The organism is Neobacillus sp. S1115 (assembly GCF_055385565.1).
In genome coordinates this window covers 3,443,761-3,465,152 of sequence record NZ_AP038275.1, presented here as the reverse complement: position 1 = coordinate 3,465,152, position 21,392 = coordinate 3,443,761, and the positions used below count along the sequence as shown (strand labels likewise).

At 40.0% G+C, this 21,392-nt stretch carries 21 protein-coding genes and 1 pseudogene; 17 read left to right on the top strand and 5 right to left on the bottom strand.

Annotation, left to right across the window (positions count from 1 at the left end):
* Positions 1 to 7: 7 nt before the first annotated feature.
* The 3 genes from ACZ5B7_RS16770 to ACZ5B7_RS16760 all read left to right on the top strand — a co-directional run bounded on the left by ACZ5B7_RS16770 (position 8) and on the right by ACZ5B7_RS16760 (position 3,277).
* On the top strand, positions 8 to 1,318 hold the full coding sequence (locus tag ACZ5B7_RS16770) for a TRAP transporter large permease (protein ID WP_464490198.1): 1,311 nt from the start codon (positions 8 to 10) through the stop codon (positions 1,316 to 1,318).
* Positions 1,319 to 1,352: 34 nt separating this feature from the next.
* The gene (solA, locus tag ACZ5B7_RS16765; protein WP_464490197.1) at positions 1,353 to 2,495 is read left to right on the top strand and encodes an N-methyl-L-tryptophan oxidase; all 1,143 of its coding nucleotides are present in this window, start codon (positions 1,353 to 1,355) and stop codon (positions 2,493 to 2,495) included.
* Positions 2,496 to 2,641: 146 nt separating this feature from the next.
* Positions 2,642 to 3,277: a TetR/AcrR family transcriptional regulator gene (locus tag ACZ5B7_RS16760; RefSeq protein ID WP_464490196.1), complete on the top strand. Its 636-nt coding sequence runs from the start codon at positions 2,642 to 2,644 to the stop codon at positions 3,275 to 3,277.
* Positions 3,278 to 3,707: 430 nt separating this feature from the next.
* On the opposite strand, the gene purF is transcribed toward ACZ5B7_RS16760, so the two are convergent.
* Positions 3,708 to 5,087 (bottom strand): amidophosphoribosyltransferase, encoded by a 1,380-nt coding sequence (gene purF, locus ACZ5B7_RS16755; protein WP_464490195.1) that lies wholly within the window; start codon positions 5,085 to 5,087, stop codon positions 3,708 to 3,710.
* A 212-nt stretch (positions 5,088 to 5,299) separates the two neighbouring features.
* Between purF and purK the strand changes: the two genes are divergently transcribed.
* The 10 genes and pseudogenes from purK (at position 5,300) to ACZ5B7_RS16705 (ending at position 15,062) form a co-directional block, all read left to right on the top strand.
* Positions 5,300 to 6,427 carry a 5-(carboxyamino)imidazole ribonucleotide synthase gene (purK, locus tag ACZ5B7_RS16750; protein WP_464490194.1) on the top strand — a complete coding sequence of 376 codons (1,128 nt, stop codon included), beginning with the start codon at positions 5,300 to 5,302 and terminating at the stop codon, positions 6,425 to 6,427.
* Between the two features lie 66 nt (positions 6,428 to 6,493).
* Positions 6,494 to 7,213 (top strand): phosphoribosylaminoimidazolesuccinocarboxamide synthase, encoded by a 720-nt coding sequence (gene purC, locus ACZ5B7_RS16745; RefSeq protein WP_464490193.1) that lies wholly within the window; start codon positions 6,494 to 6,496, stop codon positions 7,211 to 7,213.
* Positions 7,206 to 7,460 carry a phosphoribosylformylglycinamidine synthase subunit PurS gene (purS, locus tag ACZ5B7_RS16740; protein WP_464490192.1) on the top strand — a complete coding sequence of 85 codons (255 nt, stop codon included), beginning with the start codon at positions 7,206 to 7,208 and terminating at the stop codon, positions 7,458 to 7,460. Before purC ends, purS begins: the two co-directional genes overlap by 8 nt.
* Positions 7,461 to 7,472: 12 nt before the next feature.
* Positions 7,473 to 8,156 (top strand): phosphoribosylformylglycinamidine synthase subunit PurQ, encoded by a 684-nt coding sequence (purQ, locus tag ACZ5B7_RS16735; RefSeq protein ID WP_464490191.1) that lies wholly within the window; start codon positions 7,473 to 7,475, stop codon positions 8,154 to 8,156.
* The gene (gene purL / locus ACZ5B7_RS16730) at positions 8,143 to 10,431 is read left to right on the top strand and encodes a phosphoribosylformylglycinamidine synthase subunit PurL (RefSeq protein WP_464490190.1); all 2,289 of its coding nucleotides are present in this window, start codon (positions 8,143 to 8,145) and stop codon (positions 10,429 to 10,431) included. The genes purQ and purL overlap by 14 nt, the downstream gene beginning before the upstream one ends.
* Positions 10,432 to 10,444: 13 nt before the next feature.
* Positions 10,445 to 11,479, top strand: a complete 1,035-nt coding sequence (gene purM, locus ACZ5B7_RS16725; RefSeq protein WP_464490189.1) for a phosphoribosylformylglycinamidine cyclo-ligase — start codon at positions 10,445 to 10,447, stop codon at positions 11,477 to 11,479.
* A 2-nt stretch (positions 11,480 to 11,481) separates the two neighbouring features.
* A complete protein-coding gene (gene purN, locus ACZ5B7_RS16720; protein WP_464490188.1) occupies positions 11,482 to 12,060 on the top strand; it encodes a phosphoribosylglycinamide formyltransferase in 579 nt (192 codons plus the stop codon).
* Positions 12,057 to 13,589: a bifunctional phosphoribosylaminoimidazolecarboxamide formyltransferase/IMP cyclohydrolase gene (gene purH / locus ACZ5B7_RS16715; RefSeq protein ID WP_464490187.1), complete on the top strand. Its 1,533-nt coding sequence runs from the start codon at positions 12,057 to 12,059 to the stop codon at positions 13,587 to 13,589. The genes purN and purH overlap by 4 nt, the downstream gene beginning before the upstream one ends.
* 14 nt (positions 13,590 to 13,603) lie before the next feature.
* A pseudogene (gene purD, locus ACZ5B7_RS16710) lies at positions 13,604 to 14,865 on the top strand (phosphoribosylamine--glycine ligase).
* Between the two features lie 47 nt (positions 14,866 to 14,912).
* Positions 14,913 to 15,062, top strand: a complete 150-nt coding sequence (locus tag ACZ5B7_RS16705; RefSeq protein WP_464490186.1) for a hypothetical protein — start codon at positions 14,913 to 14,915, stop codon at positions 15,060 to 15,062.
* 504 nt (positions 15,063 to 15,566) lie between these two features.
* On the opposite strand, the gene dapB is transcribed toward ACZ5B7_RS16705, so the two are convergent.
* The gene (gene dapB, locus ACZ5B7_RS16700) at positions 15,567 to 16,331 is read right to left on the bottom strand and encodes a 4-hydroxy-tetrahydrodipicolinate reductase (RefSeq protein ID WP_464490185.1); all 765 of its coding nucleotides are present in this window, start codon (positions 16,329 to 16,331) and stop codon (positions 15,567 to 15,569) included.
* A gap of 330 nt (positions 16,332 to 16,661) precedes the next feature.
* On the opposite strand from dapB, the gene ACZ5B7_RS16695 reads away from it, so the two are divergent.
* Positions 16,662 to 16,907: a hypothetical protein gene (locus ACZ5B7_RS16695; protein ID WP_464490184.1), complete on the top strand. Its 246-nt coding sequence runs from the start codon at positions 16,662 to 16,664 to the stop codon at positions 16,905 to 16,907.
* A 406-nt stretch (positions 16,908 to 17,313) separates the two neighbouring features.
* On the opposite strand, the gene ACZ5B7_RS16690 is transcribed toward ACZ5B7_RS16695, so the two are convergent.
* From ACZ5B7_RS16690 to ACZ5B7_RS16680, 3 genes are all read right to left on the bottom strand, one after another.
* Positions 17,314 to 17,811 carry a P-loop nucleotide/nucleoside kinase family protein gene (locus ACZ5B7_RS16690; RefSeq protein WP_464490183.1) on the bottom strand — a complete coding sequence of 166 codons (498 nt, stop codon included), beginning with the start codon at positions 17,809 to 17,811 and terminating at the stop codon, positions 17,314 to 17,316.
* Positions 17,812 to 18,100: 289 nt separating this feature from the next.
* Positions 18,101 to 18,691, bottom strand: a complete 591-nt coding sequence (locus tag ACZ5B7_RS16685) for a GNAT family N-acetyltransferase (RefSeq protein ID WP_464490182.1) — start codon at positions 18,689 to 18,691, stop codon at positions 18,101 to 18,103.
* Between the two features lie 163 nt (positions 18,692 to 18,854).
* Positions 18,855 to 19,853: a hypothetical protein gene (locus ACZ5B7_RS16680; protein ID WP_464490181.1), complete on the bottom strand. Its 999-nt coding sequence runs from the start codon at positions 19,851 to 19,853 to the stop codon at positions 18,855 to 18,857.
* A 138-nt stretch (positions 19,854 to 19,991) separates the two neighbouring features.
* Between ACZ5B7_RS16680 and ACZ5B7_RS16675 the strand changes: the two genes are divergently transcribed.
* From ACZ5B7_RS16675 to ACZ5B7_RS16665, 3 genes are read left to right on the top strand one after another with little or no spacing between them, the layout of a single operon-like run.
* Positions 19,992 to 20,261 (top strand): hypothetical protein, encoded by a 270-nt coding sequence (locus ACZ5B7_RS16675; protein WP_464490180.1) that lies wholly within the window; start codon positions 19,992 to 19,994, stop codon positions 20,259 to 20,261.
* 30 nt (positions 20,262 to 20,291) lie between these two features.
* Positions 20,292 to 20,582 carry a hypothetical protein gene (locus ACZ5B7_RS16670; RefSeq protein WP_464490179.1) on the top strand — a complete coding sequence of 97 codons (291 nt, stop codon included), beginning with the start codon at positions 20,292 to 20,294 and terminating at the stop codon, positions 20,580 to 20,582.
* Positions 20,572 to 20,856 (top strand): hypothetical protein, encoded by a 285-nt coding sequence (locus tag ACZ5B7_RS16665; RefSeq protein WP_464490178.1) that lies wholly within the window; start codon positions 20,572 to 20,574, stop codon positions 20,854 to 20,856. Before ACZ5B7_RS16670 ends, ACZ5B7_RS16665 begins: the two co-directional genes overlap by 11 nt.
* Positions 20,857 to 21,392: the final 536 nt, after the last annotated feature.

Below are 21,392 nucleotides of genomic sequence, written 5' to 3'. Positions count from 1 at the left end.
GAATCGTATGGTCATAAATTTATTGATTGCTTTGACAATATTAATCGTTTTATTACTGATCGGCGTTCCAGTTGTTTTTACCTTTTTGGCATCTACTGTGTATCTTATTTTCTCTTTAGATTATGATCCAAGTTTTTTAGTACCCTATGGTTTTGGTAAATTGAATGCACCTGTCTTATTGGCCATTCCGTTGTTTATTATTGCAGGAAGTCTTATGGAAAAAGGCGGCATAGGAAAAATCATTATTGAATGGACCGAATTATTTGTAGGAAAGATTAAGGGCGGACTTGGCATAGTTACAGTCGTTTCATGTGCCATTTTTGGCTCGGTCTCCGGTAGTGCATTAGCAGCATTAACTACCATTGGCTCCATTATGTTTAAACGGCTTGATGAACAGGGGTATCCACGAGGCTATGTTGCTGCGCTTATTTCCAACGCTTCTATTCTAGGGTTATTAATCCCGCCTAGTGGAATTATGATTTTATATGCTTGGATAGGGAACCAATCTGTGTTAGCTAGTTTTCTTTCTACTGTCGTCCCTGGTATTATCATGATCATTCTACTTAGTATAATTAATATTTTTTATTTGAGAAACAAGCAAATTAAAGTGTCGGAAGTTTCTGTTAATATGAATCTTATGCAAAAAACGAAACGTTTTGGAATCAAAAGCTATATCGCGATACCAGGGTTAATTATGCCGATTATTGTACTGGGGGGCATTTATGGAGGGGTCATGACGGTGACCGAGGCAGCGGCAGTTGCTGCCATATACTCCATTCCAGTTGGATTCTGGGTCTATAAAAAGCTGACGCTTAAAAATTTAAAAGAAGTATTAATCAGTGCGGCAACGACAACAGGGGTCATCATGGTCATGCTGTATGCCATAACTATTTTAAGCAGGATGTATGTTATGGAGGATGTTCCCGGAATGATGACTGACCTTTTATTTTCAGTATCAGAGAACCCTTTAATATTACTTATTATGATAAATGTATTTATGATTATTATAGGTATGCTGATGGATGATATAAGTGGCGTCTTATTGGTTACACCTGTCTTGCTGCCGGTTGTTATTAATTTGGGAGTGGACCCGATTCATTTTGCAGCGATTTTGGCAGTCAATCTCGGAATGGGTAATGTCACCCCGCCAACCGCACCATTATTGTATTTTGGGGGTAACTTAGCTAAAGCACCGATTAATGAGATGTTGAAACCTACTTTTATCATGTTATTATTTGCGTGGCTTCCAACTCTCATCATTACTACTTATGTACCCGAAGTGGCATTGTTCTTACCACAATTAATTTTAGGTAAATAAAGTGTCCAGAACATTTTAGAAAAGGAGTTTTTGTATGGATGCAGAAGTGGCTGTTATTGGGGTAGGTACGATGGGGAGCATGGTGATGTGGCAATTAGCACGAAGGGGAATATCTGTAGTAGGATTTGAACAATTCGGTATTGGGCATGATCGTTCTGCTGCCGGTGGAGAATCCCGGGCCTTTCGGACTGCGTACCTTGAGGGTCCTGAATACGTACCCCTTCTGCAAGAAGCTAAAAAACAGTGGTTCGAATTAGAAATAGATACAGACAGTAAATTATTGACTTTAAATGGCGGTCTAATGATTGGTGATGAATCCAACCCCTCGATGAAAACGATCATCCGATGTATAGAAGAATTTAATCTCGACCACGAAATTTTAGTGGGGGAATCAGCACGCAAGAGATATCCACAGCACCCCCTTTGTTCAGGAGAGATAATGGTTCTTGACAAACAAGCTGGTTTTATTAAACCAGAATTGTCCGTACTATCTGCAGCAAGTAGGGCAGAGATGTTGGGGAGTACAATTTACAGATATTCTAAAGTAGAGTCCATCCAGCCCCATTCAGATGGTGTAACGGTAGTAGCCAATAATAAAAATTATTTATTTGAAAAAGTGGTCATTACAGCTGGGCCTTGGCTGGATTATATATTACCAAATTATAAAGAAAACTTTGAAGTTAATAGATTGATATTGGCCTGGTTTGCAGCTAAAGATATCCATCAGTTTACTCCTGAACGGTTTCCAATATTCGTCCGGTTCAATCAGGATATAAACCTTTTCGGTGTACCGACAATAGATGGGAATATGGTGAAACTTGCTCCTCTTACTGGATATGGAGATGGTCGTATTCAGGATCCGGACAACGTAGACAGAAATGTAAAAGTGGAGGATTTAAAAAGTTTCATAGACGGGGTTGCCAAATACATCCCAGGCCTGATACCTGAACCGATACGGGTGTCTTCATATATGGATGGGTTTACCATCGACCATCATCCTATTGTCGGTTTTGCTCCTGAACTTGAAAATGTCATTGTTTTAGGAGGGTTTTCAGGGCATGGTTTTAAAATGGCACCTGTTATGGGGAAAATTGCGGCGGATTTGGTTATTAACGGACGAACATCGCATAACATTACGCATTTAAATCCAAATCGGTTTATTAGTGCAAGGATTTAAAATTGTTTTAAATATGGGTTTACAATATTATATAGATATTAAACAAATTTAATATATTCAACAACATATGAATAGACAGAAAATTATCCCATTGCCTGGAAAGACAATCCGGCGATGGGGTAATTGGTTAGGAGATGAAAAAAAACTTGAATACGTTTGAAAAATTACCTAAGGAAAAACAAATAAAAATACTAGACGCCGCAGCAGAGTTGTTTGCAAGTAAAGGGTACTATGGTTCAGGAATAAAAGAAATATGCGAAAAGGCTGAAATATCCAATGGGGCTTTGTATAAATACTTTTTGAATAAAGAAGAGTTGTTTCTGGCTGTATTAGATCGGTGTCAACAAATAATGGTAGAAAACTTGTATGAAAAGCGTACAAAAATCGAAAGTTCGATATTAACTACTATAGAAGAATATTTAAAAGAAATTGCTGATTTATATGAAAGATTCCCAGACTACCTTAAAGTTTATGCAAACTTAGGGTCAACAAATATGGAGAAATTTTCAGAACGTTTTGCAGAAAGATTTAAGGAATCAGGTAAGTACATCTATGATATGGTAGGTGAAGCGAAAAAGAGAGGTGAATTTATTGAAGATATTGATGAAAGGGCTTTCGCCTTTTTAATCGATAATCAATTTATCCTTTTTCTATACTCGATGTTGTCTGATTACCACGAAAAACGGTTTAGGTCTTTTATGACGATAGAAGATGACATTGAACTAACACCTGAAAATAAAATTACTTTTATTTTGAACTCTATAAAGGTGTTTTTTAAATAAATTTTCCTTTTACACAATTGGATGGTTACATGAGAAAGGAAGACGATTAAGATGAATAAATTCTATGCACTGAGCCAATCAGTGCATTCTTCTATAACTGGTTTACAGGGATTACATAGAATAGAATTACTGTCTTTGCTAAAATTTTAAAAAGGATAAATCTACAAACATATTGCAATTAAATTATAGGAGGATCTTACCTCCCCCCCCCTAGAGGGAACCGTGAAGTGTTGTATTTTCATCATTTATACGATTCTGGTAACTATATGATATCAGGTTAGGTAGAATTACTCGAATCACGCAATTATAATTTGGAGCAAATTCGGGGTTGAAAAAAGGTAGCATACTCCCCCAAATTCATCGTCACCTGCATGAATTAGGGGGAGTATGCTAACCGCTATCTTCATAGTAAATTGGTACGAATCTTTGTTCATTTTAAATACAAATTGGTTGGATAAGCCCCGCTAAAACAGGCTATACAACGACTGCTAGTATCTGCAAGATCTACATCAACAGCCTCTAATAACCCTTCGGTGCTTAAAAAGGCCAATGAATCGGCTTCGATCACTTGTCCCATTGCTCGTTCATGTTCATGCTTATTTGCAAAAAGCTCATCTTTTGTTGGCATATCCACACCATAAAAACAAGGGTTTTTAACCATTGGTGATGTGATTCTTACATGGACTTCCTTTGCTCCTGCCTGGCGAATCAACTGGACAATTCGCTTGCTTGTGGTTCCTCGAACAATCGAATCATCGACAAGTACGACTCTTTTACCCTCGAGGAGCTCATGAACGGGGCTTAATTTAAGACGGACGGCTAAATCGCGTAATTCTTGAGTTGGTTCAATAAAGGAACGTCCTGCATATGGGTTTTTGATGATTCCCATTTCATAAGGAATTCCCGATTGCTGGGCATAGCCAATAGCGGCAGGAACACTCGATTCTGGAACAGCAACCACAACATCAGCTTGCGCAGGGTGTTCTTTAGCTAAAATTTGCCCTAATTCTTTCCTGATGGCTAATACATTTCTTCCGTGAATCACGCTATCAGGGCGGGCAAAATAAACAAATTCAAAAGAACAAAGGGAAACCTCCCCCTTTTCCGCAAATCTCCCCGTTTTTATTCCATTCTCGTCTACAAGAAGCCATTCACCGGGCTCAACGTCTCTCCAGAACTTGGCATCAACTGCATTTAAAGCACATGTTTCGGAAGCCGCTATGATAGACTCTCCGATTTTTCCGAGACTGAGAGGACGTAACCCATGACGATCCAGGGCAATAAGCATTTGTTTTTCAGTCATAATGAGCAAGGCAAATGAACCGTCCAGGCGTTTAAGAACGTCTGGTCCAGCTTCTGAAAAATACTTTTTACTGGAACGCGCTATGAAGTGAGCAATAATTTCCGTATCCGTTGTTGTCTGAAAGATGGCACCTTGTTGTTGCAGGACATTACGCTCAATTCTTGCATTTACAAGGTTGCCATTATGAGCAACAGCCAAATCCCCCTCACTATACTTAAATACAAGGGGCTGAGCATTTTGGAGTAAGCTTTCTCCAGATGTGGAATATCGTACATGACCAATGGCCATATTTCCGCTAAGCCCATCAAGGGTTTTTCGGGAAAATACTTGGGTTACTAAACCCATTCCCCGATGATGCCTAAATGTTTTTCCATCACTTGCTACTATCCCGGCACTCTCCTGTCCACGATGCTGAAGGGCATGAAGCCCGTAATAAGTTAAATCAGCCGCTTTTGGGTGATTAAACACTCCAAATACTCCGCATTTCTCCCGCATTTCCTCAACCATATGCGTAAGCCTCCCCGTCCCTATTCATTCTATTATTTTTGTCGAGTGATGATTTTCTATCCTAAATAATTTATTGCAGTCTTTGTTTATTCAATGGTACCAACAGAAAAAACTTTTTTGGTGTTTAATAGTGCGGATGAGGAGAACATAAAAAAATGAAAAGTTTGAAAAAATTAGAAGCATTTATAGGCTGTTGAGGGAGGCGAACGCTAATGAAAATAATTAAACCTGGCTCTACGATCGGTATTTTAGGGGGAGGACAGCTGGGAAGAATGATGTCACTTGCTGGGAGAAATATGGGATATCGCTTCATTACTTTGGATCCAACACCGGATTCTCCCTGTGGACAGGTGGCTGATCGACAAATCATCGCTCCGTTTTCCGAGTTAAAAGCAGCAAAAGAGTTAGCGGATTCCTCAGACGTTATTACTTATGAATTTGAGAATGTTGATTCTAATGTAGCCTCCATCTTAGAAACAACGTCTTTCGTACCACAAGGAAGCGGGCTCCTAAAAATAACCCAAAATCGTATTCGTGAGAAGACCGCGTTACAGACTTATGATGTGCCTGTTGCCCCCTTCAGGGTTATAGAATCTGAAAGTGATATTCGCTCGGCAATTGATGATTTTGGGATGCCTTGTGTCATGAAAACAGCAACAGGTGGTTATGATGGCAAAGGCCAATGGGTGATTCGAGATAAAGATCAACTGTCAACGGCTGTTGAGGCTATCGAAAATTCAGGTGTGGAAATGATTATGGAACAATGGATACCCTTCAGCAAAGAATTATCGGTGATTGTTGCCCGCAATTTATCAGGTCAGGCTAAGACCTTTCCTGTTGCTGAAAATATCCATATCAATAACATTTTGCATCAGTCCATCGTGCCTGCAAGAATCACGGATGATCAGCGAAGTAACGCAGAAGTCATCGCATTAAGAATTGCCGATTCCCTCCAAATCGTTGGATTAATTGCCATCGAAATGTTCCTTACGAATGAGGGGGATATTATCGTAAATGAGCTAGCCCCAAGACCTCATAATTCAGGTCACTTTTCAATGGATGCTTGTATCACATCACAATTTGAACAGCATATTCGGGCCATATGTGGACTGCCCTTAGGAGATACTACCCTTTTAAGTCCAATTATCATGGTGAATATTTTAGGTCAGCATGTAAGGAAAGTGTTAGATAAAATGGATCAACTTCCTAGTACGGCTAAACTACATTTATATGGGAAGAAGGAAAGCGTAGAAAATAGGAAGATGGGCCATATCAATTTTTTAGGTGCAACTTTGGAGGAAGTGGTCGAGCAAATCAATAAACTCCAAATTTGGTCCTGAAAAATGAAGTGTCATTTATAGGTATGGAAGTTATCGAAACGGGCTTTTAGAACAGGAGGGATAATCTTGGAAAAATTAGAACAGCTTTATGAAGGAAAAGCCAAAAAGGTGTTCAAAACATCAGAGCCTGGAAAGTATTGGATTGAGTATAAAGATGATGCCACTGCCTTTAATGGCGAGAAAAAAGCACAAATTGCGGGAAAAGGAAAGTTAAATAACGAGATTAGTACCATTTTTCTTAGTTTATTGAAGGAAAAAGGAGTGGACAATCATTTTATTAAAAGAATCTCAGCAACCGAACAAATCGTCCAGCAAGTGGAAATTATCCCCATTGAAGTGGTGGTTCGAAACATTGCGGCTGGATCACTGGCCAAACGGCTGGGATGGGAGGAAGGAAAGGATCTCCCACAGCCCATTGTGGAGTATTACTTTAAAAATGATGAGTTAGGGGACCCTTTCATTAACAATGATCATATTGCCATTCTTGGACTTGCAACAGAACCAGAATTAACTGAACTTCGAAGACAATCCCTGATCATCAATGAGATTTTAAAAGAGTATCTGTTAAACAGAGATATTATCCTAGTTGATTTCAAATTGGAATTTGGGAAAACTCCCGAAGGCAAATTAATCTTGGCGGATGAAATCTCTCCGGATACGTGTCGATTCTGGGATGCCCATACAATGAAAAAGTTAGATAAGGATAGGTTTAGACGAGATTTAGGGAATGTTGAGGAAGCCTATCAAGAAATCCTGCGGAGAATTGGGGGTAGTGTAAATGTTTAAAGCGACGGTCTATGTAACATTGAGGGAAAGTGTGTTAGATCCACAAGGGAATGCCGTTCATGAGTCGCTCCATTCTCTTGGCTATGACGAGGTTGGGGATGTTCGAATAGGGAAATACATGGAGATTGAAGTGAATAGTGATGATCAAAAGGCGGCGGAGGAACGGGTAAGGGATATGTGTGAGAAGCTGTTAGCCAACACCGTCATCGAAGACTATAGGTTTAATCTTAACAGGCTGGAAGGTTAGGAGGGGAACAAGTTGAACTTTGCTGTACTGGTTTTTCCTGGTTCAAATTGCGATATAGATATGTATAAAGCTGTTTTAGATACGATTGAACAACCTGTCGAATATGTATGGCATCCTGAGACGGACCTGGCAAAGTATGATGCGATTCTCGTCCCTGGAGGGTTTTCTTATGGGGATTATTTGCGTCCAGGAGCTGTAGCGAGTCTTTCTCCTGTTATGGAGCAAGTAAAAATAGCAGCGGAAGAAGGTAAATTGGTGCTTGGGGTCTGCAATGGATTTCAGATCTTAACGGAAGCAGGATTATTGCCAGGTGCTTTACGGAGAAATCAACGCTTAAAGTTTCACTGTGACACCATCGATTTAAAAGTAGAAAACAACAAAACACCATTCACCTTAGAATACCTGGAAGGCGAAACAATCCGTATTCCCATTGCCCATGGGGACGGAAATTATTATTGTGACGAGGATACACTAAAATCTTTGGAACAGAACAATCAAATCGTATTCAGGTATAAAGGGACGAATCCAAATGGTTCCATTTCTGAGATTGCCGGGGTAATAAACGAGAGAGGTAATGTTTTAGGTTTAATGCCGCACCCTGAGCGCGCCGTTCATAAATGGCTGGGGTCAGATGACGGAAGGCGGATGTTTTCTTCTATATTAAGTTACTGGAGGCGACAGCATGGCACAGTATAATGAACCGACTCCTGAGCAAATTGTTGAGCAAAAGATCTATCGAGAAATGGGATTGACGGACGAAGAGTTCGATAAAGTAATCGAGATTCTTGGGCGGAAACCCAATTATACGGAAACGGGCATATTTAGTGTCATGTGGTCCGAGCATTGCAGCTATAAAAATTCAAAGGTAGTACTCAAACGTTTCCCCACTTCCGGTCCTCACGTGCTGCAAGGACCTGGAGAAGGAGCGGGAATTGTTGACATTGGCGATCATCAGGCGGTTGTCTTTAAAATTGAAAGCCACAATCATCCATCGGCCATTGAGCCCTATCAAGGTGCAGCTACAGGGGTTGGCGGTATTATTCGTGATGTTTTTTCGATGGGAGCAAGACCGATTGCTTTATTGAACTCACTAAGGTTTGGCGAACTGGATAACCCAAAAACCAAATATATTTTTGAAAATGTGGTTGCGGGTATTGCCGGATACGGTAACTGTATGGGAATCCCTACTGTTGCTGGAGAGATCTACTTTGATTCATCCTATGAAGGAAATCCGCTGGTTAATGCTATGTGTGTTGGCTTAATCGACCATGATCAAATTCAAAAAGGGGTAGCCAAAGGAATTGGCAATCCTGTCATTTATGTTGGGGCATCGACTGGAAGAGATGGGATTCATGGAGCGACATTTGCTTCAGAAGAGTTGAGTGAAAATTCCGAAGCGAAACGCCCAGCGGTTCAAGTGGGCGATCCATTTATGGAAAAATTGCTGCTGGAAGCGACCCTTGAATTGATCACCTCTGGTCACGTTGTCGGTATTCAGGATATGGGGGCGGCGGGATTAACCAGCTCCAGCTCTGAAATGGCCAGTAAAGCGGGAAATGGCATTGAACTCGACCTGGACCTTGTTCCTCAACGTGAAAAAGGTATGACGGCCTATGAAATGATGCTCTCAGAATCCCAAGAAAGAATGCTGGTTGTGGCGAAAAAAGGGAAAGAAGAGGATGTAAAAAAGATTTTTGATAAATGGAGATTACACTCTGCTGTAATCGGCAGGGTCACAGATGATAACCTGCTCAGGTTGCTTCATAAAGGGGAGGTCGTGGCCGAAATCCCGGCAGACAAGCTGGCGGAGGATGCGCCGGTATATTGTAAGCCATCAAAAGTTGCTCCTTATTATGAACAGTCCTCCTCATTTGATCCGGCTGCAGCCATTGAAGAACCTAGCGACTATCATTCCGTCTTAAAGCAGCTGTTGGCGTCTCCTACGATTGCAAGTAAGGAGTGGGTCTACCAGCAGTATGATTATATGGTTCGAACCAATACAGCTGTCATACCCGGGTCGGATGCCGCGGTTGTGGCCATTCGTGGAACACGAAAAGCATTGGCGATGACAACAGATTGCAACGGAAGGTATGTTTACCTTGATCCATACGTTGGCGGAGCCATTGCCGTAGCCGAAGCCGCTCGTAATGTCGTCTGTTCCGGTGCGGAGCCATTAGCTATTACTGATAACTTAAACTTTGGTAGCCCTGAAAAACCAGAAATCTTCTGGCAGTTTGAAAAAGCGGCAGATGGAATTAGTGAAGCGTGCCGTCAGTTGAATACACCGGTTATTGGCGGAAACGTCAGTCTTTATAACGAGACAAAGGGAGAAGCCATTTATCCAACACCAACGATTGGAATGGTCGGCTTAATTAAGGATATCGATCATATTACGACCCAGGAATTTAAAAAAGAAGGAGACCTCATCTTTTTATTGGGGGAAACCAAAGCTGAGATGGGCGGATCCGAATACCAAAAAATGGTGACAGGAAAAATTGAAGGCAGGCCGCCGCAGATTAACCTTGATTTGGAAAAGAATGTTCAGGCTTTTACCCTCAAGGCAATTCAAGAAGGATTGGTGCAATCAGCCCATGATACAGCAGAAGGCGGATTGGCCGTTGCTCTGGCAGAAAGCTGTATTGGCGGGAAGCTCGGCGCGGAAATTCAATTAACTGACGAACTTCGCCCAGACTTTAGCCTTTTTAGTGAATCGCAATCTCGAATTATTCTTTCCGTATCAGGCGAACACGCTGAGAAGATAAAGGAAATAGCGAAACAGCAGGGTGTGTCAATAAAAGAAATCGGGAAAGTGAGAGGCAAGGAATTGACGATTACACACAATGGAAGAAAGGTCATCTCAGAGCCAATTGCTACTTTGGAAGAAGCTTGGCGGGGTGCAATTCCAAACATAATGCGTTCAGGATTAGTAAAAAAGTTAAACATGCAGGAAATCTCGGCAAGTTTACCGTAAAGGAGTGAACCGGATGAGTGAGGCGTACCGTCAAGCGGGTGTCAATATAGATGCAGGTAATGAAGCGGTTGAAAGAATGAAAAAGCATGTGAAAAAAACCTTTCGTCCAGAGGTGTTAACCGGATTAGGAGGGTTCGGCGCTCTTTTTAAGCCAAACTTAACAGGGATCGAAGAGCCAGTGTTTGTTTCCGGTACGGATGGGGTAGGGACCAAATTGAAAATTGCCTTTGCCATGGACAAGCACGATACGATCGGAATCGATGCTGTCGCCATGTGTGTAAATGATGTCATCGTCCAAGGGGCCGAGCCCCTTTTTTTTCTAGACTATCTGGCCTGCGGCAAGATCATTCCTGAAAAAATTGAAGCCATCGTCAAAGGGATCGCGGATGGCTGTGAACAGGCCGGATGTGCCCTAATCGGCGGAGAAACAGCTGAGATGCCGGGGATGTACCAGGATGGGGAATATGATATTGCAGGTTTTACTGTAGGAATGGTCGACCAAAAACATTTAATTGATGGAACGAAAGTTAAGGATGGCCAGGTCTTGATTGGGCTGGCATCTAGTGGTGTACATAGCAATGGGTTTTCCCTTGTCCGTAAAGTGCTATTGGAGGATGCCAAGCTATCCTTACATGACTATGTGGATGAATTGGAATCTGAATTGGGACCAGTATTACTGGAACCAACAAAAATTTATGTGAAATCCGTCCTTTCAACCATACGGAAATACAATGTCTTTGGTCTTGTACATGTAACAGGCGGGGGCTTTTACGATAACATTCCTCGGATTCTTCCTAAGGGTTTACAGGCTGAAATTAGGGATGGATCATGGACGATTCCGAAAATTTTCTCCTTTATTCAAAAGGCGGGCAAAATTTCCGATTATGATATGTTTCGAACATTTAATATGGGAATTGGAATGATTCTGGTCGTAGATTCCGCAGATTCCGAGGGCATTATGGAGCACCTGCAATCGTTGGGTGAAGATGCCTATGTGATTGGTACTGTCCAAAAAGGTGCCGAAGACGTCGTGTTTAAGAAGGAGTAGGTATGAAGATTGCCGTTTTTGCTTCTGGTACGGGTTCTAATTTTTCAGCGATTCTCGAATCAATCCAATCGAAAAAAATCACGAACGTTGAAGTGGTTTTACTAGTCAGCGACCGCCCCGAAGCCCTTGCGGTTCAGAAAGCAAGGGAGGCAGGGATCCCAGTGTTTACTTTTAGAGCGAAAGATTTTCTAGACAAACGAGCCTCTGAAGAAAAGATCCTCGAAGAGTTAACACAAAGGCAGGTTGAGTTTATTGTATTGGCTGGGTATATGAGACTGTTAGGACATGTTTTACTCATGGCCTATGATGGAAAAATCATCAATGTCCATCCATCTTTATTACCTGCCTTTGCAGGTAAGGATGCCATTGGCCAAGCGCTCGATTATGGGGTCAAGGTGACCGGTGTGACGGTACATTATGTAGATGAAGGGATGGATACAGGTCCAATTATTGCCCAACAAGCTGTCAACATCGACCCGGATGAGACCAGAGAAACATTAGTAAAAAAGATTCAAGCCATGGAGCACCAATTATTTCCGGAAGTGATCCATCGTCTAGCGAATAGGGAGGCAGTAAAATGACAAGGGCTTTGATTAGTGTTTCCGATAAGGCCGGAATCGTCGAATTTGCAAAGGAATTAGAGAAGCTTGAGGTTGAAATCATATCGACAGGTGGTACGGCAAAATTACTTGCTGAAGAAGGTGTCAAGGTAACCGGAATATCTGAGGTTACTGGTTTTCCGGAAATACTGGATGGACGGGTGAAAACCCTTCATCCCAATATCCATAGCGGCCTTTTAGCGATAAGGGATAAGGAAGAACACCGAAAGCAAATCGAGGAACTTGGAATCCAGCCGATTGATTTAGTTATCGTGAATTTATATCCATTTAGAGAAACCATATCGAAGCCGAATGTTACCTATGAAGAAGCGATCGAAAACATTGATATTGGCGGTCCGACCATGCTGCGCTCAGCTGCTAAAAATCATGCCTTTGTGACCGTTGTCGTCGATGCGCTTGATTATCCAATTGTCTTGAATGAAATGAAAAATGGCGGAGTCACCATGGAAACGAAAAGACGGTTAGCAGCAAAAGTGTTCCGTCATACGGCTGCCTACGATGCCCTCATTTCTAATTATTTAACGAAGCAAACAGGGGAAGAATGGCCGGAGCAATATACGGTAACCTTTGAGAAAGAACAGGACCTAAGATACGGAGAGAACCCGCATCAAAAAGCGGCCTTTTACCGAAAGCCATTAGCTAGCTCCGGGACATTGTCCACAGCTGAACAATTGCATGGAAAAGAGCTGTCCTACAATAATATCAATGATGCTGATGCGGCTTTATCCATCGTAAAAGAGTTTGATCAGCCAGCAGTTGTTGCGGTCAAACATACAAATCCTTGCGGTGTGGGTATTGGAAACACCATTTTTGATGCCTATCAAAAGGCTTATGAATCAGATCCTGTATCGATTTTTGGAGGAATCATTGCCGCGAATCGGAAAATTGATCGGCCAACCGCAGAGAAGATGAAGGAAATCTTTCTTGAAATCATCATGGCGCCTGATTTTGATGAAGAGGCCTTGGAACTGTTAAAGGGAAAGAAAAACCTTCGCTTGCTCAGGCTCGGTGAGGTGAAAATGGCATCTCAGCCAGAATTCAAGCTTTCCTCTGTTTCAGGAGGAGTCCTTGTTCAAGAAGAAGATGTCAAGCAAATTCGTTCTGAAGATCTTCGTGTCGTTACCGAAAGAAAGCCTACCCAGGAAGAAGTGGAACAGCTTCTTTTTGCCTGGAAAGTGGTTAAACATGTAAAGTCTAATGCCATTGTCCTGACAAAGGGATTTCAAACAATTGGGGTTGGAGCGGGCCAAATGAACCGGGTGGGATCGGCAAAAATAGCGATAGAGCAAGCCGGAGGAAAAGCGGCAGGCTCCTTCCTAGCCTCCGATGCCTTTTTTCCGATGCCGGACACGGTCGAGGAAGCCGCAAAGGCAGGTATTACCGCCATCATTCAACCAGGTGGGTCCATTCGGGATGATGAATCGATTGAAGCGGCAAATAAACATGGAATCGCCATGGTGTTTACGGGCATAAGACATTTTAAACACTAGGAGGGGTCACCAGAATGAAGGTGTTAGTCGTGGGGAGAGGCGGTCGTGAACATGCCATTGTGTGGAAATTGTCTCAAAGTCCCAAGATTGAACAAATTTTTTGTGCTCCAGGCAATCCGGGAATCGCAGCATTAGCGAAATGCATACCCGTTTCTGTTTCAGAGATCGAAAAATTAGCTGATTTTGCAAAAAATGAACAAATAGATGTAACGTTTGTAGGGCCGGAGGAGCCTCTCTCAAAGGGGATTGTCAACCATTTTAAAAAACAGGGATTAGCGATTTATGGACCTACAAAGGAAGCAGCAATGATCGAGGGCAGTAAGGCCTTCGCAAAAGAATTAATGATGAAATATCAAATTCCCACTGCGAAATATGCTGCTTTTACAAATTATGAGGAGGCCCTAACCTACGTTCGCAGTGAGGGGGCGCCAATCGTCATAAAAGCCGATGGCTTAGCAGCGGGAAAAGGTGTGGTTGTAGCAAGAAGTCTGGATGAAGCTAAGGAAGCGCTAAAAAGTATGTTGAAAGATGTCACGTTTGGTTCGGCTGGAGCAAGAGTAGTTATCGAGGAGTATCTAGAAGGAGAAGAAATGACCTTACTCGCCTTTGTCAATGGGACCACTGTGAAGCCAATGGTTCCGGCCCAAGATCATAAGCCTGTGTTTGATGGTGATGAGGGGCCTAACACGGGTGGAATGGGAACGTACGCGCCATTACCGCAAATTGATTCATCCCTGGTTGAAAGGATTGTGCGAGAAATCGTCCAACCAACGGTAAGAGGAATGGAAGCGGAAGGCTGCCCCTTTGAGGGGATTCTTTATACGGGTTTGATGCTGACAAAGGATGGGCCTAAGGTGATTGAATATAATGCACGCTTTGGTGATCCGGAATCACAGGTTGTTCTCCCTCTTTTAGAAACAGATCTAATAGATATCGTAATCGCGAGCATCACCGGTGAATTAGAAAGTGTAGACGTGAAATGGAAAGACAAGTCGGCTGTTGCGTGATTATGTCTTCTGCCGGCTACCCAGGTCCATACGAAAAAGGCTATGTCATTCATGGATTGGATCAGGTTTCTGATCCGGCGATCGTTTTTCATGCTGGTACCTCTGAACAGGAGGGCAAAATCGTGACCAGCGGCGGACGTGTTCTGGGGATTACTGCAATAGGGGATACCTTGAAAGAAGCGAGGAATTTGGCGTACCAGTCCGTAGAAAAGATTTCTTTTGCAGGTGCTCATTACCGGACCGATATAAGTTCCAAGGCTTTTCAATAAACATGCTGGAAGCATATATAAATAAGTTGAAAGGAAGGAATGAAAGTATGGATAAAAACAAAGGGAAGACACCAAATATTTCAGGTAGTTTTCAAGTGGTTGCAGATGACCGAAAAGAAACTATTGAGGAATTGAAAAATGACAATAAATTAGATGAAGAAACAGAATACTACGCACGAATTTTTATGGAAGATTAGTGGTAAATGCTAGCGATTGGTTTTGCTAGTTTAATCGTAACCATTCTGTCATTTAACCGAAAAAAATAATCCACCCTTGAAGCGCTTGGATTATTCCCGCTTTCAGTCGACCCACCGAGGGAACCGTCTATTGCTAGACCGGACATGTTACTGCATGTTCGGTCCTTTTATTATCAATCGTGGGATGTAATGAACTTAAAGCTAATGGATTTTATGTTTTATTTAGAAAACACTTCTCAGCACACTGATTTTTAAATTCAAGTTAGATTGCCGAGGCAATTAGGAAATAAAATTTAAGAGCCTAAAATATGCAAGTTTTTTTGAATGCTTGCGTATTTTAGGCTCTTTTAAATTTATGAAAGACACTACCCTGCTATAGCCAAATATAATTTTTCTTTGAATATACGAGATTTGACACATTCCACTTTACGGGAAAGGGGTATTTTAGTTTTTAAAACAATTAATGTCAGATTTGAAAATAAATCAGGTCCGTAGTTTTTATAATTATATTAAATCTTTCATATTATATAATCCTGGCTCTTTTCCTTTTAAGAAAATGGCTGCGTTAACCGCCCCTACAGCAAATACTTCTTTAGAAGCTGCATGATGGGAAAGAGTTATGACTTCATCCCGGCCGGCAAAAATAATATCGTGTTCTCCAACGATCGTGCCCCCACGAATAGCATGAAGGCCGATTTCTTTCTTTGTTCTTTTTTCACGAACGCTGTGCCGGTCGTATGTATAAGAATATTGATGATCTAATTCTTCGTTAATCGAATCAGCAAGCATAAGTGCGGTGCCTGAAGGGGCATCGATCTTTTGGTTATGGTGTTTTTCAACGATTTCAATATCAAACTGATCACCTAAAACAGAAACCGCTTTTTTAGCTAGCTCGGCAATCAAATTTACACCAATAGACATATTTGCAGTGAAGAATAGAGGGATTTCTTTTGCAGCTCTATGGATCTTTTCAACTTCTTCTTTGCTATATCCAGTTGTTGCAATAACGAGTGCCACTCTGTTAGTGAGACAATAATCAAGTAATTCATCAAGAACGGATGGGTGAGAAAAATCAATAATGACATCCGGTTCAATTGAAAGAGAAGAGAGCTGTTTAGGAGTCGACACCACTGGAAAATCAGTGGAATCTTCTGTGTTCTTGTCAATTCCCGCCACAACTTTACTGTCGTCTCTAGTAGAAATGATATTATAAATCACTTTTCCCATTTTACCTGAACTGCCACAAATTATAATATTAGCCAAAATCATTCATTCCTTCCAACAGTTGATAGTTTGTTTTTATTTTACCAAGAATTTCTTTTGCCGACAGCTAATTTTTCTTTATCTCTTGAGACAGATGTTTTGCCATTTGAATCCTCCTGAAAGCGGTTTACTTTATTATTTTAGCTTACTATTTTGATAATTGATAACAAAATATCTTCCAGAGAAAAAGGCTCTAGCAGAAGGACAGGGGTGGGGGAGTGGCTGTGACTTGAGGGGGTGCGTTTTGTTGTCTTAAAAAATGTTATTTAGCTAATATTTTAGTAGAATGAAAGTATGATGCTCGTAAATAACTGAATCTTTGAATGGGGGATTTATATGAAAGATTATAATGAAATACAAGTAACAAAAAAAGTTTTGAAATCAATCACTTGCAACAAATGTGGAAAGTCTAAAAAAATTTCTGACTTCGGCTTCGAACAAGATGAATTCCATTCCTTTAATTTAACATTTGGATATGAATCAATGTATGATAAACAAAGATGGAAATTTGATCTTTGCGAAAGCTGCCTGGTTGATTTTGTAAAAACTTTCAAACATGCTCCCGACATCTTTGAAGACTAGTGTTTGCTAGAAAAAACAATCCACCCTTGAGTTAGAAACTCTGGTGGATATTTTTTCGTGTAATTTAATCAGAGACATTAAAGAGAATGATTATTTTCAATCGTCCTTGTTAACTCTATTTTGACTAACTTCACCAAATGTTCCCTATTAAGCGAATTATCATTCTTGGTATAAACATTAAGATGTTCCAAATCACTTCAAATATAAACTCAATTAGGGTATCTTTAAAAAAGCCGTCTCTACTTCTTTTTTTATTTTTCATCTTCTAACTCCCAATTAATCAATCGTTGTTTAACTATCGATTTTAGCACATTGAAACTTTTGGTAATCACATTTCATTTTATATCATATAGAGCACCTCCCAGAACAAAAGGTACTCTATACACACGAATCTTTGAACTCTGTGTTATTCTTTTCCGCTAAACTCTAAAATATTTAAACCCTCAGATGCCTCTGGTGCTTCAAAAAATTTAGTAACATGAATAAACACCGCTTCCGTGTCAAAAGCTGCTCTTTCGGGTTGTTCGTTACGCCTTTTTGCAATTTGGCGTAAGCATTGCTCGTTATTTAGATTAAGGAAAATTAGTTGATGGCTTGCATTGACCTCTGACACCATATCCAAAAACCACGTTCGCAGTTTTTGAGTGTTAGCCGGAAAATCCATCACTACATTTGTACCGACACTTAATATGTTTTGGACATGCTTTTTCACCAACGGCTTGAGCTGCGCTGAGAACTTTAGATAATCATCAAATGATGCAATCTGATTGGGATAAAGTGATGAAAGCCATTCATCCTCAGACAACAGTACCGCATGTTTATCTATCGCCAATTGTTTTGATTTAGTTGATTTTCCAGCTCCCATTTTTCCGCAGAAAAAGTATAGCGTCCCCATTTGTTTCATATTTTTTTACCCCCCGCGCTTATTTTAGTTTAAACTTTTTCCTTCGTTTAGTTCCCGTAGACTTTTTCTCTTATTAATATTTAGATGTTAAGATTTATATCCAATTTACTTATTCTATCAATTTGATTTATATTCCTTTTTTAACAAGCCTGCCGGTTACTTCAATAAGAAAAAGCATTACCGATTTCCAGTAATGCACCCGTTTAAGTGTAAAATTTCACAATTTTGGTTTTTAAAAAGCAACCCCTTGTCAATCCCTATGCTCCGTTAGTTAATATTAATTAATTAATTATTTGTTTATGTAGTCTTCATTTGTCATTGCATAAATTAAGTGGTTTTCCCAAGAACCATTTATATTAAGGTAATTTATTGCCAATCCTTCTTTTCTAAATCCATTTTTTTTAAGCACTCGAATAGATGCTATATTTTTTTGCATAACGGCAGCCTGAACTCTGTGGAGATTTAAATCCTCAAAAGCAATTTTAATGATTAAAGAAACTGCTTCAGAAGTATACCCCTTACCATTATGGTCTTTGTCTAAATAATAACCAAGATTCGCATTCTGAAAAGGTCCGCGAACAATGCCTGATAAAGTAATCCTACCAATTAGTTGTTCGGAAGTTTCTAAGAAAATACCATATGTATAAGTTTTGTCGTTTTCTACGTCAGATTTATATAAGCATATTTCCTTTAATTGTCCTTCAAAGGTATAGTGTGATTCGGGTTTTATTGGTTCAAATGATCCAAAGAAATCACGATTTCGACTACGAAGTTCAAGTAATTGCGCTACGTCACCTTCTTCTAAATACCTTAAATACACCTTATTATTCCTCATTTTATCATCCTTTTTTATATTATTAGTTTGCTTTTCTTTGTTCAACTATATTGCCGTTAGTTTAAGTGAAATTTCTCGCAATCTTCACTCTAAATTGCAACATAAATATCCAGTTATTAAGTGGTAAACTGTCTGTCATTCAGTGTTATTCTCTTGGTCATTCAGTGGTAAAGGCTATGACAAGGATGGTACATTTCATTGGCTGTAATCAAAGAGAATCATAGTAATCTCTATAGAAAACCTTTACATCTTTCATAGCCCTTTCCATTTCGTACTCATCATCTGTTTCTGGATCAAACGGAATAAGATGTGATATTGAACTTATTTGGATATCCATTGAGCTGACAGGCTTTGCTGAGTGGTAATCCTCTGGGTAGTCAATCGGGTTATAAACCTTTTCCTTTACTCTTTCCGCATCCTCAAGCTGCTTCATCATTTCCTGTATGCTAGGGAAACGGTCTAAATGCATCCTCCAATACTTCCATTCATTTTTTGTTATGTTCGTAACAGTGGATGCAAGTTCTTCGAGTGGAAACTTAAATTCCTTGGAGATTAAATATAATAATCTCAGTACTGTTATTTTCCTCGCTTTATAAAGTTTACGTTCAAATGTGCCTTCTGTTAGCAGATTATAATTTGTCTGTTGTGCATATAGCAAACTACAAAGGATGGTAAGAATTTGGTTGAATACTGTTGTTTGGAACCATTTTTCCTTAAGCGTTTTATCATAGGAATCAATTAATTCAAGTTCTTTATCTTCGAACTCCTCCTGTCGGGCAAATACGGCAAAACCATAGTTAATAACCTCAACAAGGGACTTCAATGGAGGGGATACGTCCTCAGGTAATTGGAAAGAAGAATGATTTTGATCCGATGTGAACTTTTCTACATACTCCATTAACATAGATTTATCTTCATCCAGCTTTTTTAAGTTGGTTTGATACTCAACATTTAGATTTTGTTTATCGGTAAAATACGCATTTATAATGGGGATTTGAGTGCAAAGAAAATGAGTAATCGTAAGGACAACCTCTGATTCAAAGAATGTCAGCTGTTTAAAGAACCTCTTAACGTCGTCATCATCACCAAAAATATCTGCTAATTCTTCCTCAGAAGATTTTATAATTTTTTCTAATTGTTCTGAGCTTTCCAAGTAACGGATTAAGGGAATAAATTTGGTACCTCTCATTCGTTTAATAGAAATCAATGGAGCATCCTCCTTTCTCAAATATTATATGCTTTTGTGCGTATTTCCGCACGAGAAAAAAGTGCTTTTCAGAAAAGAATATTTTATAGTTTAAGTGAGAGGAACAAGAGAACTTGTAAGATGGAAGGGGGAGAGGAAATGAATATTTATGATATTTTGCAAGAAGTGTATGAGGAAGCTCTTTGGATTGAACCTAAGTTTGGATTGCCAATTGATACGAATCTGCAGCGTCTAATGACAATAAGCTTTCCTTCTGTTTGCGAAGTAGATTTTATTATTGATGCAAAAAGTATCATTTTACCTGTTAATAGTGATTCTATCATTTATCCGTTTACCGAGTTAAACTACTCATATTTTAGTGAAAAAGAGCAAAAAATCATTCATTCACCACTTGTTACAGTTTGGTAATTTATAAAACTAAAGAAGGGAGGAAGCTCCATGGCACTGTATGTTAGCATGTTACAGGAAAAATTGGATGAAGTTATAGAGTCCCAAGGAAAATTGACTCCAATAATCGAGGATATTCAAAGCTTTATAGAATATCCTAATATCGTACAAGATGTCTTAAATAAAGAGGCTCGCTTATTAGCCAGACGAATGGAGGAAATCCAAGCTAAAATCGAGGAATATGATCGTGTTAACGAAGAAGAACGAGCAAGGATGGATATGACAGCCTGGTATTTTAAAGAGAAAGATAAACGGAAGGGGAGGGAGAGAAATGAGCTTTAATTGCTGGTGGTGTGATGAAACAAATCAAGATAATCAAAAAGTGACCCGTTCCTATCGAGGTGTTAGCGATGAATTATTTTGTCCAGCGTGTGCAAGGGAATTGGACCAATGGACAGAGGAAAAATGGGAAGAGCATTATGATAAACTTTCCTTTGGTGATGGGGGCTGGGTTCCGGCTGTTCCTAAAGTCAGAAGACGATGTCGGGTTGAGGGCTGTGATGGTATTCCTGAGCCAGATGAAAATTATTGTGATGAACATATTAGGGAACCTTAATTTCTTTAGTGGAGTGGAGGAAATACACTCTTTGTAGGTAGCATGGATGACTGCTCAAGCATAACAAGCTTTTTAAATAAAAAGCTCTGTTATAGCTTAATGTTGATTTAAATTTGTTTGAAGTAAACGGAAAAATTCCGTTTAACTTGGGGAATACCCTTATTTCCCTAAAAATAAAGGAAGATTTTCCGTTTATATGATCCAAATCTTTGGATTTTGTCTAATTTAGAGCAGTTAATCGGAATTTCTACGCTTATAGCTGCTTCTTAGTCTTCATCTATATACATTAGCCGGAAATTCTCCGCCTATGAATTCTCATGCCTACACGAAAATCAACAATGAATAATAACAGAGCCAAATAAAAAAGCGTAATATCAGAAGGCTCAGAGCATAAGACTCTGGGCCTTTAATAGTTACATTTTCTTCTTGCCGCATTTCTTTAATTACGTAGAAATATTGATTACTAGAAGCTTTTTGAGTCTAAGGAATTGCCACCTAGCCGATTCCTTTTTGAGGGAACCGGCTATTGATAGATG

What these genes read in the sequence shown, in the direction of transcription:
- ACZ5B7_RS16770 (WP_464490198.1), top strand. Translation starts at nt 8, where the DNA reads ATGGTCATAAATTTATTGATTGCTTTGACAATATTAATCGTTTTATTA.
- solA (WP_464490197.1), top strand. Translation starts at nt 1,353, where the DNA reads ATGGATGCAGAAGTGGCTGTTATTGGGGTAGGTACGATGGGGAGCATG.
- purF (WP_464490195.1), bottom strand. Translation starts at nt 5,087, where the DNA reads ATGGTTGAGGAAATGCGGGAGAAATGCGGAGTATTTGGAGTGTTTAAT.
- purK (WP_464490194.1), top strand. Translation starts at nt 5,300, where the DNA reads ATGAAAATAATTAAACCTGGCTCTACGATCGGTATTTTAGGGGGAGGA.
- purS (WP_464490192.1), top strand. Translation starts at nt 7,206, where the DNA reads ATGTTTAAAGCGACGGTCTATGTAACATTGAGGGAAAGTGTGTTAGAT.
- purL (WP_464490190.1), top strand. Translation starts at nt 8,143, where the DNA reads ATGGCACAGTATAATGAACCGACTCCTGAGCAAATTGTTGAGCAAAAG.
- purM (WP_464490189.1), top strand. Translation starts at nt 10,445, where the DNA reads ATGAGTGAGGCGTACCGTCAAGCGGGTGTCAATATAGATGCAGGTAAT.
- purN (WP_464490188.1), top strand. Translation starts at nt 11,482, where the DNA reads ATGAAGATTGCCGTTTTTGCTTCTGGTACGGGTTCTAATTTTTCAGCG.
- purH (WP_464490187.1), top strand. Translation starts at nt 12,057, where the DNA reads ATGACAAGGGCTTTGATTAGTGTTTCCGATAAGGCCGGAATCGTCGAA.
- ACZ5B7_RS16705 (WP_464490186.1), top strand. Translation starts at nt 14,913, where the DNA reads ATGGATAAAAACAAAGGGAAGACACCAAATATTTCAGGTAGTTTTCAA.
- dapB (WP_464490185.1), bottom strand. Translation starts at nt 16,331, where the DNA reads ATGATTTTGGCTAATATTATAATTTGTGGCAGTTCAGGTAAAATGGGA.
- ACZ5B7_RS16695 (WP_464490184.1), top strand. Translation starts at nt 16,662, where the DNA reads ATGAAAGATTATAATGAAATACAAGTAACAAAAAAAGTTTTGAAATCA.
- ACZ5B7_RS16690 (WP_464490183.1), bottom strand. Translation starts at nt 17,811, where the DNA reads ATGAAACAAATGGGGACGCTATACTTTTTCTGCGGAAAAATGGGAGCT.
- ACZ5B7_RS16675 (WP_464490180.1), top strand. Translation starts at nt 19,992, where the DNA reads ATGAATATTTATGATATTTTGCAAGAAGTGTATGAGGAAGCTCTTTGG.
- ACZ5B7_RS16670 (WP_464490179.1), top strand. Translation starts at nt 20,292, where the DNA reads ATGGCACTGTATGTTAGCATGTTACAGGAAAAATTGGATGAAGTTATA.
- ACZ5B7_RS16665 (WP_464490178.1), top strand. Translation starts at nt 20,572, where the DNA reads ATGAGCTTTAATTGCTGGTGGTGTGATGAAACAAATCAAGATAATCAA.